Genomic DNA, 16,480 nt, shown 5'->3' on the forward strand with positions numbered 1-16,480 from the left:
CGGTGACCTGTCATGGTGGACGCCTTCGCCGACGACGCACTGGGACATGACGATGCGGTCGGGCTCGCCCGCCGCCTGGCCGACCGTGAGGTCAGCGCAGACGAGCTGGTCGAGGCCGCCATCGCGCGCATCGAGAAGGTGGACGGCGAGCTCAACGCGATCGCAGTCCGGGACTACGACCGTGCCCGGCGAACGAGGGGCGCGGGCGGCTTCTTCCACGGCATCCCGACGCTCATCAAGGACAACGTCGACGTCGGCGGGCTGCCGACCCAGCAGGGTTGCGACGCGTACGTCGGCCGCCCGGCCGCGCACGACGGCGACATCGCCCGGCTGTTCAAGTCGATGGGCGTCGTGGCGCTGGGCAAGACCCAGCTCTCGGAGTTCGGGTTCTCGGCAGTGGCGGAGCACCCCCGGATCGGCCCGGTCCGCAACCCGCGTGACACCACCCGCTCGGCCGGCGCCTCCTCGTCCGGGACCGCCGCGCTCGTGGCGACCGGCGCGGTGCCGTTCGCGCACGGCAACGACGGCGGCGGGTCGATCCGGATCCCCGCAGCCGTGAACGGCCTGGTCGGCCTGAAGCCGTCGCGCGGCCGGCTGCCGCTGGATGCGATGAACCGCCAGATGCCTCTGCGGATCGTCGTCGACGGCGTCCTGACCCGGTCCGTGCGCGACACGGCCGCCTTCTTCCGGGAGGCGGAGCGTCGACACCGGGCGCCCGGCCTCGCCCCGATCGGGGACGTCACCGACCCCTTGACCGACAGGCTGAGGATCGCCTACTTCACCGAGGCCGCTGGCCGCTCGGCATCCCCGGAGGTCGACGCGCTGACCCGGCGTACCGCCGAGCTGTTGGAGTCCCTCGGCCACAAGGTCGAGGAGGTCGACGCCCCCGTCACACCCGCGTTCGCCGACGACTTCGTCCTCTACTGGGGCTTCCTCGCGCTGCTCATCGTGCGCACCGGCCGCCTCGTTGCCGGCCGCAGCTGGGACACCCGCAAGCTCGACAACCTCACCCGCGGGCTCGCCACGCACACAGGACGCCGGCTGCACCGACTGCCCGCGGTGCTGCGCCGGCTCCGACGGTCGATCTCGACCTCGACCGACTTCCACGCGACGTACGACGTGGTGCTGACGCCGACCCTCGCCCACGAGACGCCGCTCATCGGGCACCTGGACCCGATGCAGGACTTCGACACGATCATGACGAGGCTGCGCGACTGGGTGGCCTTCACCCCGTGGCAGAACATCAGCGGCGACCCGGCCATCTCGCTGCCGCTGGCGACCACCGCGAACGGGCTTCCGCAGGGCATGATGCTGGGCGCAGGACTGGGTCAGGAGGGGCTGCTCCTGAGGCTCGCCTACGAGCTCGAGGAAGCGGTCGGATTCCCCACCCTGGGGTCCTGAACGGCGCCGGAGAAGCGGGAAGCGACGCCGATTTCGCGAACCGGGGACTCCCTCTGTAATGTTCTCGCTCGTTGCCCCCTTAGCTCAGTCGGCAGAGCGACTCCATGGTAAGGAGTAGGTCTACGGTTCGATTCCGTAAGGGGGCTCTGAGGCAGGCTCGCAACGTGCGATGCTTGCCGATGTGGCGGGGTAGCTCAGGCGGTTAGAGCGCACGACTCATAATCGTGAGGTCGCGGGTTCGATCCCCGCCCCCGCTACCACAGCACAGCACCACCATTCTTCGACGAAGGACTTCTGATGGCCTCCAAGAGCAGCGACGTTCGCCCCAAGATCACTCTGGCGTGCACCGAGTGCAAGGAGCGCAACTACATCACCAAGAAGAACCGGCGCAACGACCCCGACCGGCTCGAGATGAAGAAGTTCTGCCCGCGCGACCGCAAGCACACGGTCCACCGCGAGACCCGCTGATCTCAGCAGATCTTCCGCGAGACCCGTCCGGCGCACGCCGGGCGGGTCTCGTCGTTCCTGGTCGCCCCTCTAGGGTGGTCGCCGTGGACAGCTCGATCGTCGGCCGGCAGTTCCCGCCCGTCGGCCCCTACCTCGTGTCGGCGGAGAAGGTTCGCGAGTTCGCGACCGCGATCGGGTGGGAGTACGACAGCGTCCCTCCGACCTTCCCGATCGTCCTGGCCGGTGCCTCGATGAACGCCTTCCTCGACGAGCTCGGCCTCGAGCTCTCGCTGATCGTCCACGGCGAGCAGCGGTTCGCCTACGAGCGGCCGCTCGCGGACGGCGACGAGCTCACCTCCACCCTGACGGTCGCGAGCCTGCGGCAGATCGGCGGCAACGACATCATCGGCACGAGCACCACGTTCACCGACGCGTCGGGCGACCTGGTCTGCACGGCCACCGCCACCCTGGTCCACCGCGGAGCGGCCGCATGACGCTCGACCTGGCCGCCGGCGACGCCCTCGAGCCGCAGAGCTATGCGGTCACCCGCGCCGACCTGGTCCGCTACGCCGGTGCCTCCGGTGACTTCAACCCGATCCACTGGTCCGACCGGACCGCCACGGCCGTCGGCCTGCCCGGGGTGATCGCCCACGGCATGTTCACCATGGCGCTGGCCGGCCGCGCGGTGGCCGCGTGGACCGGCGGCGCGCCGGTCGTCGACTTCGGCGGCAAGTTCACCAACATGGTCGTCGTACCCGACACGGACGAGGGCACGACCGTCACGGTCGCCGGCACGGTGAAGTCGGTCGCCGACGGGCTGGTCACCCTCGCGCTCGAGGTCACCTGCGACGGTCAGAAGGTGCTCGGCAACCCGAAGGCAGTCGTCCGTGCCTGAGGTCCTGGCCGACCACACCACGCTCCGGCTCGGCGGTCCCGCGTCGTCGTACGTCGTCGCGCGGACGGTCGACGAGCTGACCGAGGCCGTCACGACCGCCGACGCGGCAGGCGAGGACCTGCTGGTCCTCGGCGGCGGCAGCAACCTGGTGGTCGCCGACGACGGCTTCCCCGGCACCGTCGTCGAGGTCGCCACGAGCGGTGTGAGCTCTGACCTCGACGACGCCGGGCCTGCCTGCGGTGGCGCCCTGGTCACCGTCGCGGCCGGCGAGAGCTGGGACGACCTGGTCGCGACCGCCGTCGACCGCGGGTGGGCCGGTGTTGAGGCGCTCGCCGGGATCCCCGGTCGGGTCGGCGCGACGCCGATCCAGAACGTCGGCGCCTACGGCCAGGACGTCTCCCAGACCATCGCCCAGGTGCGGGTGTGGGACCGGCTGCTCAAGGGCTTCCGTACCTTCGCGAACGCCGACTGCCGCTTCGGCTACCGCACCTCCCGCTTCAAGGCCGACCCCGGCCGCCACGTCGTCGTCGACGTGACCTTCCAGCTCCGCGTCGGCACGTTGTCCGAGCCGGTCGGCTACAGCGAGCTGGCGCGCACGCTGGGCGTCGAGATCGGTCAGCGGGCGCCTGCGGCCGACGTCCGGCAGGCGGTGCTGGAGCTGCGCCGCGGCAAGGGCATGGTCCTCGACGCCGACGACCAGGACACGTGGAGCGCCGGCTCGTTCTTCACCAACCCCGTCGTCGAGCCGGACCGGGTGCCCGAGGGCGCGCCGGCGTACCCCCAGCCCGACGGCAGCGTGAAGACCTCGGCCGCCTGGCTCATCGACCACGCCGGCTTCTCGCGCGGCTACCCGGGCCACGGCCCGGTGACCCTCTCGACCAAGCACACCCTCGCGCTCACCAACCGCGGCGGCGCGACGACCAAGGACCTGCTCGCCCTCGCCCGGGAGGTCCGCGACGGCGTCGAGTCACGCTTCGGGATCCGGCTCGTCAACGAGCCGGTGCTGCTGGGCGTCGAGCTGTAGCTCGCCCTGTCGGAGTACCCGGTCAACCGGGAACTCCGGAACTTCCGGGGGTTCATGACACCCCGGGAGTTCCGTTCTCCCCGGTTGACCGGGTACTCCGTCACCCCCGCGACAGCAGCACCAGCACCTCGTGGTGGTCAGTGTGCGGGAACATGTCGAGCAGCTGCGCGGAGACCGGGCGCAGCGACGTCATCGAGGTGAGGTCCCGGGCGAGGGTGTCGACGTTGCACGAGGAGTAGACGACGTGCCGCACCGACGACGCCTCGAGCCACGTCGCCAGGTCGCGGCCGATGCCGCGCCGGGGCGGGTTGACGATCACCAGCTCCGGGACCTCCGCGGAGGCCAGGGCGTACGCCGTCGCGTCGCCGGCCAGGAACGTCGCCGCGAGGCCGAGGTCGGCGGCCGTCAGCGTCGCGGACTCGATGGCCTGCTCGCTGGACTCGACCCCGACGACGGTGCGGCCGGGAGCCGCGACGTGGAGCCCGAAGCCGCCCACGCCGCAGTAGAGGTCCCAGACCGACGCGGGGCCGACCGAGGCGACGAGCCCGGTCGCCTCGTGGTAGAGCCGCGCCGCCACGGCGGTGTTGGTCTGGAAGAACGACTGGGGGCGCAGGTGCAGGTCGAGGTCGTTGACCCGCATCGTCAGGGTGTCGCCGTGCAGCGCGATCTCCTCAGGTCCCTCCAGCACCGCCTTGTGGGCCGGCTGCAGGTTGACCGAGACGACCGCGACCGGGAGCGAGGCGAGCAGCCCCGGCAGGTGCTTGCGCAGGCGCGGGACCGCCTCCGTCGAGCGAAGCACGAACCGCACCATGAGCTCTCCGCTCGGCGCGACCGTGACGAGCACGTGCTTGAGCTCGCCGCGCCGGTCGGGGACCGAGTACGGCGTCAGGCGGGCCGCCCTGACCAGCTCGGCCAGCACCGGCAGGGCCGCACGCAGGCGCGGGTCGTGCAGCCCGCACTCCCGCAGGTCGACGCCCCGGCCGCGCGGGTCGAGGATGCCGAGGGTCGGCTCGTCGACCGTGCCGCCGACGACCATCTTGGCCTTGTTGCGGAAGCCCTCCTCAGGGCTGGCGACCGGGTCGCGCCACGGCATCGGCGGCAGGGCCGACAGGACCCGCGCCTGCTTGGCGGCCAGCTGGTCGGCGTACGGCAGCTCGATCCAGCGGCAGGAGCGGCAGACGTGGGCGTCGTAGTAGGAGCAGTGCACGGGACGGTCAGGCCGCGGTCCCGGAGGACCCGCCGTCGTAGGTGTCCCAGTCGATCGCGAGGCCGACGACCACGATCACCGTGATCACGGCGAGGATCAGCAGGACGAGCAGCACCGTGCCGATGATGCCCAGGACGAAGCCGGCCTGCGCGTTGGGGCGCCCGACGAGCTGCCCGCCGGACGCGTCGATGCGCCGCTTCGCCTGGTGGCCGAGGTACCACGCCACGGGCGAGCCCAGGAAGCCGATCCCGCACCCGAGGAGCCCGAGCCCCAGGGCGACGATCCCGACGATCATCGCGGTCTGGGCACCGCCGTCCGGCGGCCGCCGGTAGGTCGGGTAGGCGGGATAGCCCTGGTAGCCCTGGTAGCCCTGATAGGTCGGCGCCGGCGGATAACCCTGCTGCCCGTAGGGCTGGCCGGGCTGGCCGTACGGCTGGCCCGGCTGGCCCGGCTGGCCGTACGGGGGCGGGGGAGTGCCCTGGCTCCACGGCTGGTCGGCGGGCTGGCCGTAGGGCTGGGCGTAGGGCGCGGTCGGCGGCGGGCCATACGGGCCCTGCGCGCCCGGCGGCTGCCCGAAGGGGTCGTCGGCCCGACCCGGCTGCTCGCCGGACGGGTTCTCGTTGCTGCCGTCGCTCATGCCGACATTGTCGCCCCAGGAGCGGCGAGCCACGCGTCGACGTCGGCCAGCAGCTCCTGCTTGACCGAGTCCGGCGCAGCCGAGGCACGTACGGACATCCGGGCGAGCTCGGCCAGCGTGTCGTCGGTGAGGTCGTGGGCGGCGCGTACGGCGGCGTACTGACCGAGCAGCCGCGACCCGAAGAGGAGCGGGTCGTCGGCGCCGAGGGCGACTCTCGCACCGGCGGCGAGGAGCGCCGGCACCGGCACCTCCGTGAGGGAGGAGTAGACGCCCAACGAGACGTTCGACGTCGGGCAGACCTCCAGCGCGATGCCCGCCGAGACGATCCGGTCCAGCAGCGCCGGGTCCTCGCCGGACCGTACGCCGTGCCCCAGCCGCTGCGGGTGGAGCGCCTCCATGACCACGGAGATGTGCTCGGGCCCGCGCAGCTCGCCGCCGTGCGGCACCAGCATCAGCCCGGCGCGCTCGGCGATCGCGAACGCCGGCGCGAAGTCGGGCGTCGACCCGCGTCGCTCGTCGTTGGAGAGGCCGAAGCCGACGACGCCGCGGCCGGCGTACTGTCCGGCCAGCCGGGCGAGCGTGCGGGCGTCGAGCGGGTGGCGGGTCCGGTTCGAGGCGATGATGACCGCCATCCCGAGCCCGGTCTCACGCGACGTGGCGTCGACGGCGTCGAGGACCAGGTCCGTGAACGCGGTGATCCCGCCGAACCGGGCGGCATAGCCGGACGGGTCGACCTGGATCTCCAGCCACCGACCGCCGTCGGCCACGTCGTCCTCCGCCGCCTCACGGATGAGCCGGCGTACGTCGCCCTCTGTCCGGAGCACCGAACGGGCGACGTCGTAGAGCCGCTGGAACCGGAACCAGCCCTTCTCGTCGGCGGCGCTCAGCTGCGGCGGCCAGTCCCTGACCAGCTGGTCGGGCAGCCGGATGCCGTCGCGCTCGGCGAGCTCGAGCAGCGTGGAGTGGCGCATCGACCCCGTGAAGTGCAGGTGCAGATGCGCCTTGGGCAGCGCGCGGAGGTCGCGCACTCAGGCGAAGAGCTTCTGGAGGCGGGTGATGCCCTCGACCAGGTCGTCGTCGCCGAGCGCGTAGGAGAGCCGCAGGTAGCCCGGAGCGCCGAACGCCTCGCCCGGGACGACGGCGACCTCGGCCTTGTCGAGGATGTACTCCGCCAGGTCGGCGGAGGTGTCGATGACCCGCCCGTCGTGCTCCTTGCCGAGCAGCCCCTTCACCGAGGGGAACGCGTAGAACGCGCCCTGCGGGGTCGGGCAGACGACGCCGTCGATGTCGTTGAGCATCGAGACGATCGTCTTGCGCCGCCGGTCGAAGGCCGTACGCATCTCGTCGACGGCGGAGAGGTCGCCCTCGAGCGCCGCGATCGCCGCGCGCTGGGACACGTTCGCGACGTTGGAGGTCGCGTGCGACTGCAGGTTGGTCGCGGCCTTGACGATGTCGGCCGGCCCGATCATCCAGCCGACCCGCCAGCCGGTCATGGCGTAGGTCTTCGCGACGCCGTTGAGGACGACGGTGTAGTCGGCGATCTCGGGGCACAGGGTCGCGATCGAGCCCGTCTCGACGCCGTCGTAGAGCAGGTGTTCGTAGATCTCGTCGGTCACGACCCACAGCCCGTGCTCGGCGGCCCAGGCGCCGATCGCCCGGATCTCGTCGGAGGTGTAGACGGCACCGGTCGGGTTCGACGGCGAGACGAACAGCAGCACCTTGCTGCGCTCGGTCCGGGCGGCCTCGAGCTGGTCGACGGTGACCTTGTAGTCCTGCGTCTCGTCGGCGAACACCTCGACCGCGACGCCGCCGGCGAGCTGGATGCACTCCGGGTACGTCGTCCAGTACGGCGCCGGGAGCAGCACCTCGTCGCCCGGGTCGAGCATGGCGGCGAACGACTCGTAGACCGCCTGCTTGCCGCCGTTGGTCACCAGCACCTGAGCCGGGGTGACCTCGAGGCCGGAGTCGCGCTTGGTCTTCGCGACGATCGCGGCCTTGAGCTCGGGCAGGCCGCCGGCCGGCGTGTAGCGGTGGTTCTTCGGGTCACGGGCCGCGTCGACCGCGGCGTCGACGATGTAGCCGGGCGTCGGGAAGTCGGGCTCGCCGGCACCGAACCCGATCACGGGGCGACCTTCGGCCTTGAGCGCCTTCGCCTTCGCATCGACCTTCAGCGTCGCCGACTCGGCGATGGCGCCGATCCGCTGGGAGACACGTCGTTCGCGCGGGGAGGAGGTCATGGGCCAACTCTATCGGCCGCGCCGATCCGACCCTGGACCGATTTGCGCCTCGGTCAGCCCTGCCCGGCGTTCTCGTCGCCCATGGCGCCGACCGGGCCGGGTGCCTGCCCGTTGCCGTGGCTGTCGAGGATGTCCATGACGAGCATGGCCGCCGGCGTCGACTCGCCGCGGTCGCCGGACCACGTGATCGCCGTCATACGGGGTACCGAGCGGGAGCTCGGTCCGGATCGGGTGACCGAGGTGTGCCAGAGGACATCTCGCATCCGGGCCGAGCGCGCAGAGCCGGCTCCCTCCTCCGGCTCTCCGTCCCGGCCGCGAGCACCCGATTGGTGCTCCTGACGGCCGACCCGTAGACTCCACGACTGGTGGAATTCCCACATGCTGGTGCGCGCCTCCAACCGGGCTCGACACCGCGGGACTTCATCGGAGGGCACTAGCTCAACTGGCAGAGCATCGGTCTCCAAAACCGAAGGTTGGGGGTTCAAGTCCCTCGTGCCCTGCAGGACGGAACAACGAGGAGAGGCATGTCCGAGAGCACCACGGCTCCGGCCCCCAAGAAGCGGGACCGGTCCGAGAAGCGCACAGGCCCCTTCCTGTTCTACCGACAGGTGGTCGCAGAGCTGCGCAAGGTCGTCTGGCCCACGCAGCAGCAGCTCACCACCTACTTCATCGTCGTTCTCGTTTTCGTGCTGGTCATGATGGCGATCGTCTCGCTCCTGGACCTCGGTCTGGGCAAGGCGTTCTTCGAGATCTTCGGCGGCCGGAACTGACGAGCCTGAATCACATGGAGTTTGGAGCGAAGCGTGTCTGAGCAGGACTTCGAGGCGGAAGCCACCGAAGCCGCCGAGGTCGACGAGACCACGGCCGACGAGGCGACCCCTGAGACCGCCGCCGAGACGCCCGCTGAGGACGTCGCGGCCGAGCCCGCCGAGGAGGACGACCCGCTCGAGGCGTTCCGCCGCGAGCTCTGGGCCAAGCCCGGCGACTGGTACGTCGTGCACACCTACTCCGGCATGGAGAACCGGGTGAAGTCCAACCTGGAGCAGCGCAAGGTCGCGCTCAACATGGAGGACTACATCCACGAGATCGTCGTACCGACCGAAGAGGTCGCCGAGATCAAGAACGGCCAGCGCAAGCTCGTCAAGCGCACCGTCCTCCCCGGCTACGTCCTCGTCCGGATGGACCTCACCGACGAGTCCTGGGCGGCCGTGCGCCACACCCCGAGCGTCACCGGCTTCGTCGGCCACCAGCACCAGCCGGTGCCGCTGTCGATGACCGAGGTCGAGAACATGCTCGCGCCCGCCGTCGTCGCCGCAGCGGAGGCCGAGGCCGCCGCCGCCGGTACGCCGACCGCCGGCTCGCCCACCACGCCGGCCAAGAAGCCGATCGAGGTCGCCGACTTCAGCGAGGGCGACTCGGTCATGGTCGTCGACGGGCCGTTCGCGACCCTGCACGCGACGATCACCGAGCTCAACGCCGAGTCGCAGCGCGTCAAGGCGCTCGTCGAGATCTTCGGCCGCGAGACGCCGGTCGAGCTCAGCTTCTCGCAGATCCAGCGGGTCTGAGCTCTGCAGATTTGGCCCAGTGTCACCCCAGCGGTGACACTGGGCTTCTGCTGTGTGTGGTCCCGGTCCGCCGGAAGACGCACGCCGCAAGTGGCAGAGGCCGTCAGGCCCTCGTCATGACCACGAGAAGAAAGAGATAGAGGAATGCCTCCCAAGAAGAAGATCGCCGCGCTGGTCAAGGTCCAGCTCCAGGCCGGCTCCGCGACCCCGGCTCCGCCGGTCGGTACCGCGCTCGGTCCGCACGGCGTCAACATCATGGACTTCTGCAAGGCCTACAACGCCCAGACCGAGTCCATGCGCGGCAACGTCATCCCCGTCGAGATCACCATCTACGAGGACCGGACGTTCACCTTCATCACGAAGACCCCGCCGGCCGCCGAGCTCATCAAGAAGGCCGCCGGTCTCGCCAAGGGCTCCTCGGTCCCGCACAAGGACAAGGTCGGCAAGCTGACCAAGGACCAGGTGCGCGAGATCGCGACCACCAAGCTTCCCGACCTCAACGCCAACGACATCGAGGCCGCGATGAAGATCGTCGAGGGCACCGCCCGCTCCATGGGCGTCACCACCGACTGAAACCGTGGGAGAGCCGCGCTGGCTCGCTAACCACATCTCCTGACAGATAAAGAGGAACATCATGCAGCGCAGCAAGACCTACCGCGCGGCGGCCGAGTCGTTCGACAAGAACGAGCTCTACGCCCCGCTCGCCGCGATCAAGATCGCGAAGGACAACTCCAAGAAGAAGTTCGACGAGACCGTCGACGTCGTCATGCGCCTGGGCGTCGACCCGCGCAAGGCCGACCAGATGGTCCGCGGCACCGTCAACCTGCCGCACGGCACCGGCAAGACCGCCCGCGTGCTCGTCTTCGCGCAGGCCGACAAGGCCGACGCCGCCCGTGAGGCCGGCGCCGACTTCGTCGGTGCCGACGACCTCATCGAGAAGGTCGCCGGCGGCTGGCTCGACTTCGACGCCGTCGTCGCGACCCCGGACATGATGGGCAAGGTCGGTCGTCTCGGCCGCGTCCTCGGTCCGCGTTCGCTCATGCCGAACCCGAAGACCGGCACCGTGACGCCGGACGTGGCCAAGGCCGTGTCCGACATCAAGGGCGGCAAGATCGAGTTCCGCGTCGACCGTCACGCGAACCTCCACTTCATCATCGGCAAGGCCTCCTTCTCCGAGGTCCAGCTCGCGGAGAACTACGCCGCGGCGCTGGAGGAGGTCCTCCGTCTGAAGCCGGCCAGCTCCAAGGGCCGCTACGTCAAGAAGGTCACCGTCTCCACGACGATGGGCCCGGGCGTCCAGGTCGACCCCAACCGCACGCGCAACGTCGCGGTCGAGGACGAGGCCTGAGCCTCAGCTGACACCAGAACCGGCCGTCACCCCTCGGGGTGGCGGCCGGTTCTGCATCTGCGGGCGTCAGGCCACGTCGGGGCCCTGCCGGCGTACCTCCTGCACGTGTGCGAGCGACTCCTTCAGGTCGCTCAGCCACTCGTCGCTGTTGCGGCGCACCAGCCGGACGCACCAGCCGAGCGCCTCGCTGCGGCTGCGGGCGACCCCGCCGTCGATGAGCAGGTCGAGCACCTGCCGCTCCGGCTGCCGCAGACGGGTCATCACCGGCGCTGCCACGTTGGTGTAGAGGAACTGCCTGCCCTCGCACTGGACGCCCCACGAGACCTTCCGCTCGAAGCGGTGCTCGGCCTCACGGGCGACCGCCATCCGGTCGCCGCGGGTCCGCTCGCGGAACTCACTCACCTTGCCCTCGACGGCGGCGGCCCGCTCGGCCTCCGACGTCTCGGACGTGACCGCCGGCCCGGGGATCCGTCCGATGACGGTGATCTCCTCGCGGTCGACGGCGACCTCGACCAGCTCCTCGAAGAGACCTTCGGGGAGGCGTCCGGAGAACCAGCCCCGGACGGCTTCGAGCTCGGATGTAATCATGTAATCAAACGTACGCCGGCAGACTGAGGGCGTCGAGCGGTCTCGATACGCTCGCTGGCGCTCGCTACTCGACCAGCGAGAAAGCCCTCGACCAGCGAGGGGCGCGGCCTACTCCAGGACGAGGCGCTCGTCGACGAGCTGCTCGCGGACCAGGCCGCCGTGGGTGTCGAAGCGGTTCTGCTCGAAGTGCTTGCGGAACTCCAGCTCGAGGCCGGAGCGGCCGTTGCGGTTCTTCTCCACGCTGAGCACGACCCACTGCCGGAACGTGTCGGCGTTGGCCGCGAAGGTCAGGTGCTGGCGGGAGACGATGTCGTACTTGCTGTTGAGGATGAGCAGGACGTCGCACTCGTAGGCGAGGGCCGTCGAGCCGCGCAGGTGGTGGGCGCGCATCCGCTTGCCCGCCTGCAGGCCCGCCTTGTCCGAGGCGCTGATCGCCAGGACGGGGATCTGGTGCATGATCGCCAGGTCCTTGAGGTCCTCGACCACCTCGGCGGCGCGCTCCGACTCGGACGCCGACTCGGCCTTCACCTTCTGCAGGTAGTCGACGACGACGAGCGGGGACTGGCCGGTCGCGGCACGGACCTGCTCGACCGCCTCGGCGATCACCTTGATGTTCGTCGTGCTGCCCGTCGAGCGGTGGACGTGGAACAGGTCCTGGTAGCGCAGCACCGCCTGCACGGCCTCGGTCGCCGTCGGCAGCGTCTGCAGCCGACCGACGAGACCGTCGGGCGTCGGGACCGGGTCCTCGAAGAGGTGGCGGAAGCGGTCCTGGTGCGGCGCGTGCGACTCGTAGCGGAGCCCGGCCTCGAGCGAGACCAGCCGCCCGAGCATCACCTCGGGGTCGTGCTCGTAGCAGAAGTAGAGGACGGCCTGGCCGGCGCTGGCCACGTTGCGCGCGACCTGCAGCGCCATCGTCGTCTTGCCCTGGCCCTGGGGGCCGGCGAGCAGGATCAGGTTGCCGCCGCGCAGCCCTCCGTCCAGGAGGTCGTCGAGCATCCCGAAGCCCGTGGGCCACAGGAACGGGGTGTCCGCGCCGAGTCGCGCACGCTCGTCGATGCGCTCGAGCACGCCGGCGAGGGAGTGCAGCTCCGGGTCCATAGCGCCATCAGAGCAACGTTCACGTCTGCGGGCCGGCGTTTCGCCGAGCTTGGCCACACCGGACGGGGCTGGAACGTCAATCAGGACGGTCCTGGGACCGCTCGATTGGGCCATCGGGTCCCGGTTCCCCGTAGGGTGCACGCATGAAGTCTCGGGTCATCACCGCCCTCCTGTCCGTGACCGTCCTCGCGCTCGGCGTCGCCGGATGCGCCAAGGACGACAGCTCTACGACGACCAGCTCCGGGATCAAGGTGGTCAAGAACGGCACGCTGACGATCTGCACGCACCTGCCGTACGCGCCCTTCGAGTCGACGCAGAACGGTCAGGTCGTCGGCTTCGACATCGACGTCCTCAAGATCGCGGCTGACGCGGAGAAGCTGAAGACCAAGGTCGTCGACACCCCGTGGGACACCATCGTGTCGGGCGAGGCGCTCAACACCGGCAAGTGCGACGTCGCCGCCGGTGCCATGACGATCAAGCCCGAGCGCGAGAAGGTCATGGACTTCACCGACCCCTACTTCGACGCGAGCCAGGCGCTGCTCGTCAAGAAGGGCGCCAACATCACGTCCCTCGACCAGCTGGCCGGCAAGACGATCGCCGTCCAGGAGGGCACCACCGGTGAGGACTACGTCAAGCAGCACACGCCGAAGGGCGCGAAGGTCGTCTCCTTCGAGGACTCGGTGCTGACGATGCAGGCGGTCAAGACCGGCAAGGCCGACGCCGGCGTCAACGACAACGGCCTGCTCTACAACTTCGTCAAGCAGAACCCGGACACCGAGGTGTCCACTGAGTTCCAGACCGGCGAGAAGTACGGCTTCTCCGTGAAGAAGAACGGCAACGACAAGCTGCTCGCCGCCGTCAACAAGGCGATCGCCGACAAGGCCGCCTACGGGCAGGCCTACAGCAAGTGGTTCGGCGAGGCCGCGCCGCAGTGAGCGGCCATCCGGTGAGCGGCGCCGGCCGGGCGGGGGTACGGTCATGGCGCTGAGTCCGCGCAAGCGCGCCGCGCGCAACCGCTACATCCAGTACGCCGTCCTGGCGGTGATCGTCCTGGTCATCGCGTTCGGCGCCAACTGGGGCGAGCTGCACCGCGCGTTCTGGGACTGGGACATCGTCAAGGCGCAGTTCCCCGACGTCATCACCACCGCGCTCAAGTGGACGATCATCTACACCGCGTGCGGGTTCGTCTTCGGACTCGCGCTCGGTCTGGTGCTGGCGCTCATGCGGCTCTCCAGCGTCGGCCCCTACCGGTGGATCGCCACCGGGATCGTGGAGCTCTTCCGAGGGCTGCCCGCCCTCGTGGTGTTCCTCTTCCTCGGCGTCGGCTTCCCGCTGGCGTTCCCGGGACGCGAGATCCCGGGCGGCAACGTCGGGACGGTGACCCTCGCGCTCGGGCTGGTCGGTGGCGCCTACATGGCGGAGACGATCCGCGCAGGCATCCAGGCCGTCCCGAAGGGCCAGCTCGAGGCGGCCCGGTCGCTGGGCATGTCCCACACCCGGGCGATGCGCTCGGTCGTGCTGCCGCAGGCACTCCGGATCGTCCTGCCGCCGCTGACCAACGAGCTGATCCTGCTCACCAAGGACTCGTCGCTGGTCTACATCCTGGGCCTGTCGATCGACCAGTACGAGCTGACCAAGTGGGGGCGTGAGGGCATGAACAGCTATGCCAACCTGACGCCGATGGTCGTCATCGGCCTGTGCTACCTGCTCATCACCGTGCCGTTGTCGATCGTCGTCCGGCGGATGGAGGCCTCGGCCGGGAGGGCCCGCTGATGACCACCACAGCAAACGAGCGCGCCGGGGCCGCGATCGACGTGCGCGAGCTGCGCAAGTCGTTCGGCAGCAACGAGGTGCTCAAGGGCATCGACTTCCACGTCTCCAACGGCCAGGTCGTGTGCGTCATCGGGCCGAGCGGCTCGGGCAAGTCGACGCTGCTGCGCTGCGTCAACATGCTGGAGGCGCCGACGAGCGGTCAGATCTTCGTCGAGGGCGACGAGATCACCGACCCGGATGCCGACGTGGACGCGCTGCGCTCGCGGATCGGCATGGTGTTCCAGCAGTTCAACCTGTTCCCGCACATGACGGTGCTGCGCAACCTGACGATCGCGCAGGAGAAGGTCAGGGGACGGTCGCGCAGCGAGGCCGTCGAGGTGGCCCGGCGCAACCTCGCCAAGGTCGGTCTGGCCGACCGCGAGGACGCCTACCCGGCCCACCTCTCCGGCGGGCAGCAGCAGCGCGTCGCCATCGCCCGGGCGCTGTCGATGGACCCCGACATGATGCTCTTCGACGAGCCGACGTCGGCGCTGGACCCCGAGCTCGTCGGCGACGTGCTCGCCGTCATGAAGGAGCTCGCCACCGAGGGCATGACGATGATGGTCGTCACCCACGAGATGGGCTTCGCCCGCGAGGCGGGGGACAAGCTCGTCTTCATGGACGACGGCGTCATCGTCGAGGAGGGCGACCCGCGCGAGGTCCTCGCCGACCCGAAGCACGAGCGGACGAGGGCGTTCCTGTCCAAGGTCCTCTGATTTGGCGTTCGGGCGCACGGCCCGCATACTTGTCGACTGAAACCAGAGACCGCCGGTTGTGACTCCGCCAGGGGTGACCGAAGGTGCCGCGGAAGCGGACGGCCAGCGCAGGTGACAGAGCAAGACGCCGAGTCGACGCCCTGAGCCTGCGCTCAGGGCGTTCGTGATTTTCCGGCCGAGCGCGGTGGTCTCGTTCCACGGAAGAAGGAGACCCATGGCGCGGGCAGACAAGCAGGCCGCCGTCGCCGAGATCGCTGACGAGTTCAGCGCCTCGGTCGGTGCCGTGCTGACCGAGTACCGCGGTCTCACCGTCAAGGAGCTGAAGGACCTCCGACGCTCCCTCGGTGCGAACGCCGACTACGCCGTGGTCAAGAACACGCTGGCCAAGATCGCCGCCAAGAACAGCGGCATCGACGGCTTCGACGACCTGCTGACCGGCCCGACCGCGATCGCCTTCATCAAGGGCGACGTCGTCGAGACGGCCAAGGGTCTGCGTGACTTTGCCAAGGCGAACCCGAACCTTGTCATCAAGGGCGGGGTCTACGAGGGCAAGACGCTCGACGCTGCCGAGGTGGCCAAGCTGGCCGACCTCGAGTCGCGCGAGGTCCTGCTGGCCAAGCTGGCCGGCGCGATGACCGCGTCGCTCTCGCAGGCGCTCTACGTCTTCAACGCCCTCCCCCAGAAGGCCGCGCAGCTCGCTGCCGCCCTCCAGGAGAAGGCCGCGAACGACCCCACGATCCTCGCAGGTGGTGCTGGTACGCCGGCTGCCGCCGAGGAGGCTGCGACCGAGGCTCCCGCCGACGTCGAGGCTCCCGCTGCCGAGGCCGAGGTCGCTGAGGAGGCTGCCCCCGAGGCCGCCGCCGAGGAGACCACCGAGGCCTGAGGCCCGGGAACAACCACCACCTGTAACCCGGCCGTGCCGTCGTCCGACGAAGCGGCCAAGCTGAAAGGAATGCCAATCATGGCGAAGCTCACCACCGACGAGCTGCTCGACGCGTTCAAGGAGCTCACCCTCATCGAGCTCTCCGAGTTCGTGAAGGCCTTCGAGGACACCTTCGGCGTCACCGCCGCTGCTCCGGTCGCCGTTGCCGCTGCTCCGGCCGCCGGCGGCGCCGCGGGCGCCGAGGAGGCCGCTGCCCAGGACGAGTTCGACGTCGTCCTCGAGGCCGCTGGTGACAAGAAGATCAACGTCATCAAGGAGGTGCGCGCGCTCACCAACCTCGGCCTGAAGGAGGCCAAGGACCTGGTCGAGGCCGCCCCGAAGACCCTCCTCGAGAAGGTCAACAAGGAGGCCGCGGACAAGGCCAAGGAGGCCCTCGAGGCCGCTGGCGCCACCGTCACCCTCAAGTGAGCAGCGCGGGAGTGAATCCCGCGTCTCACCGATCGGCCCGACGTACGTCGGCCGCCTGATCACCCGCCGAACGGGCGGTCACCCTCCGGGGTGGCCGCCCGTTCGCCATTTCCGGTCCGGCTCGGTCGGGGGTGACGTGGGTCACAAGCGACCC

Annotated in this window: 21 protein-coding genes and 3 tRNA genes; 17 read left to right on the forward strand and 7 right to left on the reverse strand. The window is 70.0% G+C overall.

Translation table 11 applies throughout. From position 1 onward, the window contains the following. Nucleotides 1-12: 12 nt before the first annotated feature. The 7 genes from QDS12_RS10065 (at nucleotide 13) to QDS12_RS10095 (ending at nucleotide 3,767) form a co-directional block, all read left to right on the forward strand. Nucleotides 13-1,401, forward strand: a complete 1,389-nt coding sequence (locus QDS12_RS10065; RefSeq protein WP_279878858.1) for an amidase — start codon at nucleotides 13-15, stop codon at nucleotides 1,399-1,401. A 73-nt stretch (nucleotides 1,402-1,474) separates the two neighbouring features. Next, nucleotides 1,475-1,547: transfer RNA gene (locus QDS12_RS10070), tRNA-Thr, on the forward strand. A 37-nt stretch (nucleotides 1,548-1,584) separates the two neighbouring features. Continuing rightward, nucleotides 1,585-1,661, forward strand: a tRNA-Met gene (locus tag QDS12_RS10075). Nucleotides 1,662-1,698: 37 nt separating this feature from the next. Then, nucleotides 1,699-1,869: a 50S ribosomal protein L33 gene (rpmG, locus tag QDS12_RS10080; protein WP_192680422.1), complete on the forward strand. Its 171-nt coding sequence runs from the start codon at nucleotides 1,699-1,701 to the stop codon at nucleotides 1,867-1,869. Between the two features lie 83 nt (nucleotides 1,870-1,952). Beyond that, entirely contained in the window at nucleotides 1,953-2,342 is a 390-nt protein-coding gene (locus QDS12_RS10085) for a MaoC family dehydratase N-terminal domain-containing protein (RefSeq protein ID WP_279878859.1), read from the forward strand. Further along, nucleotides 2,339-2,743: a MaoC/PaaZ C-terminal domain-containing protein gene (locus QDS12_RS10090; RefSeq protein WP_279878860.1), complete on the forward strand. Its 405-nt coding sequence runs from the start codon at nucleotides 2,339-2,341 to the stop codon at nucleotides 2,741-2,743. Before QDS12_RS10085 ends, QDS12_RS10090 begins: the two co-directional genes overlap by 4 nt. After that, nucleotides 2,736-3,767, forward strand: coding sequence for a UDP-N-acetylmuramate dehydrogenase (locus QDS12_RS10095; RefSeq protein ID WP_279878861.1), 1,032 nt, complete (start codon nucleotides 2,736-2,738; stop codon nucleotides 3,765-3,767). Before QDS12_RS10090 ends, QDS12_RS10095 begins: the two co-directional genes overlap by 8 nt. A gap of 100 nt (nucleotides 3,768-3,867) precedes the next feature. Here QDS12_RS10095 and rlmC read toward each other — a convergent pair whose 3' ends face one another. Genes rlmC through QDS12_RS10120 form a run of 5 tightly spaced genes read right to left on the reverse strand, consistent with a single transcriptional unit; the run spans nucleotide 3,868 to nucleotide 8,045 of the window. Then, on the reverse strand, nucleotides 3,868-4,974 hold the full coding sequence (gene rlmC, locus QDS12_RS10100; protein WP_279878862.1) for a 23S rRNA (uracil(747)-C(5))-methyltransferase RlmC: 1,107 nt from the start codon (nucleotides 4,972-4,974) through the stop codon (nucleotides 3,868-3,870). 7 nt (nucleotides 4,975-4,981) lie between these two features. After that, entirely contained in the window at nucleotides 4,982-5,611 is a 630-nt protein-coding gene (locus QDS12_RS10105; RefSeq protein ID WP_279878863.1) for a DUF4190 domain-containing protein, read from the reverse strand. Then, nucleotides 5,608-6,639 carry an adenosine deaminase gene (locus QDS12_RS10110; protein ID WP_279878864.1) on the reverse strand — a complete coding sequence of 344 codons (1,032 nt, stop codon included), beginning with the start codon at nucleotides 6,637-6,639 and terminating at the stop codon, nucleotides 5,608-5,610. The genes QDS12_RS10105 and QDS12_RS10110 overlap by 4 nt, the downstream gene beginning before the upstream one ends. Further along, the gene (locus tag QDS12_RS10115; RefSeq protein WP_279878865.1) at nucleotides 6,640-7,848 is read right to left on the reverse strand and encodes a pyridoxal phosphate-dependent aminotransferase; all 1,209 of its coding nucleotides are present in this window, start codon (nucleotides 7,846-7,848) and stop codon (nucleotides 6,640-6,642) included. A gap of 53 nt (nucleotides 7,849-7,901) precedes the next feature. After that, entirely contained in the window at nucleotides 7,902-8,045 is a 144-nt protein-coding gene (locus QDS12_RS10120; RefSeq protein ID WP_279878866.1) for a hypothetical protein, read from the reverse strand. A 230-nt stretch (nucleotides 8,046-8,275) separates the two neighbouring features. Here QDS12_RS10120 and QDS12_RS10125 point away from each other — a divergent pair. The 5 genes from QDS12_RS10125 (at nucleotide 8,276) to rplA (ending at nucleotide 10,761) form a co-directional block, all read left to right on the forward strand. Further along, nucleotides 8,276-8,348 (forward strand) — tRNA-Trp (locus QDS12_RS10125). 24 nt (nucleotides 8,349-8,372) lie between these two features. Then, entirely contained in the window at nucleotides 8,373-8,618 is a 246-nt protein-coding gene (gene secE / locus QDS12_RS10130; protein ID WP_279878867.1) for a preprotein translocase subunit SecE, read from the forward strand. A gap of 33 nt (nucleotides 8,619-8,651) precedes the next feature. After that, nucleotides 8,652-9,413, forward strand: a complete 762-nt coding sequence (gene nusG / locus QDS12_RS10135) for a transcription termination/antitermination protein NusG (protein ID WP_279878868.1) — start codon at nucleotides 8,652-8,654, stop codon at nucleotides 9,411-9,413. Nucleotides 9,414-9,557: 144 nt separating this feature from the next. Further along, nucleotides 9,558-9,986, forward strand: coding sequence for a 50S ribosomal protein L11 (rplK, locus tag QDS12_RS10140; RefSeq protein ID WP_279878869.1), 429 nt, complete (start codon nucleotides 9,558-9,560; stop codon nucleotides 9,984-9,986). Between the two features lie 61 nt (nucleotides 9,987-10,047). Continuing rightward, nucleotides 10,048-10,761, forward strand: a complete 714-nt coding sequence (gene rplA / locus QDS12_RS10145) for a 50S ribosomal protein L1 (protein ID WP_279878870.1) — start codon at nucleotides 10,048-10,050, stop codon at nucleotides 10,759-10,761. A gap of 66 nt (nucleotides 10,762-10,827) precedes the next feature. Here rplA and QDS12_RS10150 read toward each other — a convergent pair whose 3' ends face one another. Both QDS12_RS10150 and QDS12_RS10155 read right to left on the reverse strand, forming a co-directional pair. Further along, entirely contained in the window at nucleotides 10,828-11,349 is a 522-nt protein-coding gene (locus QDS12_RS10150) for a hypothetical protein (RefSeq protein ID WP_279878871.1), read from the reverse strand. 108 nt (nucleotides 11,350-11,457) lie between these two features. Further along, on the reverse strand, nucleotides 11,458-12,447 hold the full coding sequence (locus tag QDS12_RS10155) for a DnaB-like helicase C-terminal domain-containing protein (protein ID WP_279878872.1): 990 nt from the start codon (nucleotides 12,445-12,447) through the stop codon (nucleotides 11,458-11,460). Between the two features lie 143 nt (nucleotides 12,448-12,590). On the opposite strand from QDS12_RS10155, the gene QDS12_RS10160 reads away from it, so the two are divergent. The 5 genes from QDS12_RS10160 (at nucleotide 12,591) to rplL (ending at nucleotide 16,326) form a co-directional block, all read left to right on the forward strand. After that, complete coding sequence (locus QDS12_RS10160) at nucleotides 12,591-13,382, forward strand: transporter substrate-binding domain-containing protein (protein WP_279878873.1); 792 nt, start codon at nucleotides 12,591-12,593, stop codon at nucleotides 13,380-13,382. A gap of 43 nt (nucleotides 13,383-13,425) precedes the next feature. Beyond that, entirely contained in the window at nucleotides 13,426-14,220 is a 795-nt protein-coding gene (locus QDS12_RS10165; RefSeq protein ID WP_279878874.1) for an amino acid ABC transporter permease, read from the forward strand. Then, nucleotides 14,220-14,975: an amino acid ABC transporter ATP-binding protein gene (locus tag QDS12_RS10170; protein WP_279878875.1), complete on the forward strand. Its 756-nt coding sequence runs from the start codon at nucleotides 14,220-14,222 to the stop codon at nucleotides 14,973-14,975. The genes QDS12_RS10165 and QDS12_RS10170 overlap by 1 nt, the downstream gene beginning before the upstream one ends. 214 nt (nucleotides 14,976-15,189) lie before the next feature. Further along, complete coding sequence (gene rplJ, locus QDS12_RS10175) at nucleotides 15,190-15,858, forward strand: 50S ribosomal protein L10 (protein ID WP_279878876.1); 669 nt, start codon at nucleotides 15,190-15,192, stop codon at nucleotides 15,856-15,858. Between the two features lie 78 nt (nucleotides 15,859-15,936). Further along, on the forward strand, nucleotides 15,937-16,326 hold the full coding sequence (gene rplL, locus QDS12_RS10180; RefSeq protein WP_279878877.1) for a 50S ribosomal protein L7/L12: 390 nt from the start codon (nucleotides 15,937-15,939) through the stop codon (nucleotides 16,324-16,326). Nucleotides 16,327-16,480 lie beyond the last annotated feature (154 nt).

The sequence above is a fragment of the Nocardioides sp. CER19 genome, assembly GCF_029846275.1.
GTDB lineage: Bacteria > Actinomycetota > Actinomycetes > Propionibacteriales > Nocardioidaceae > Nocardioides.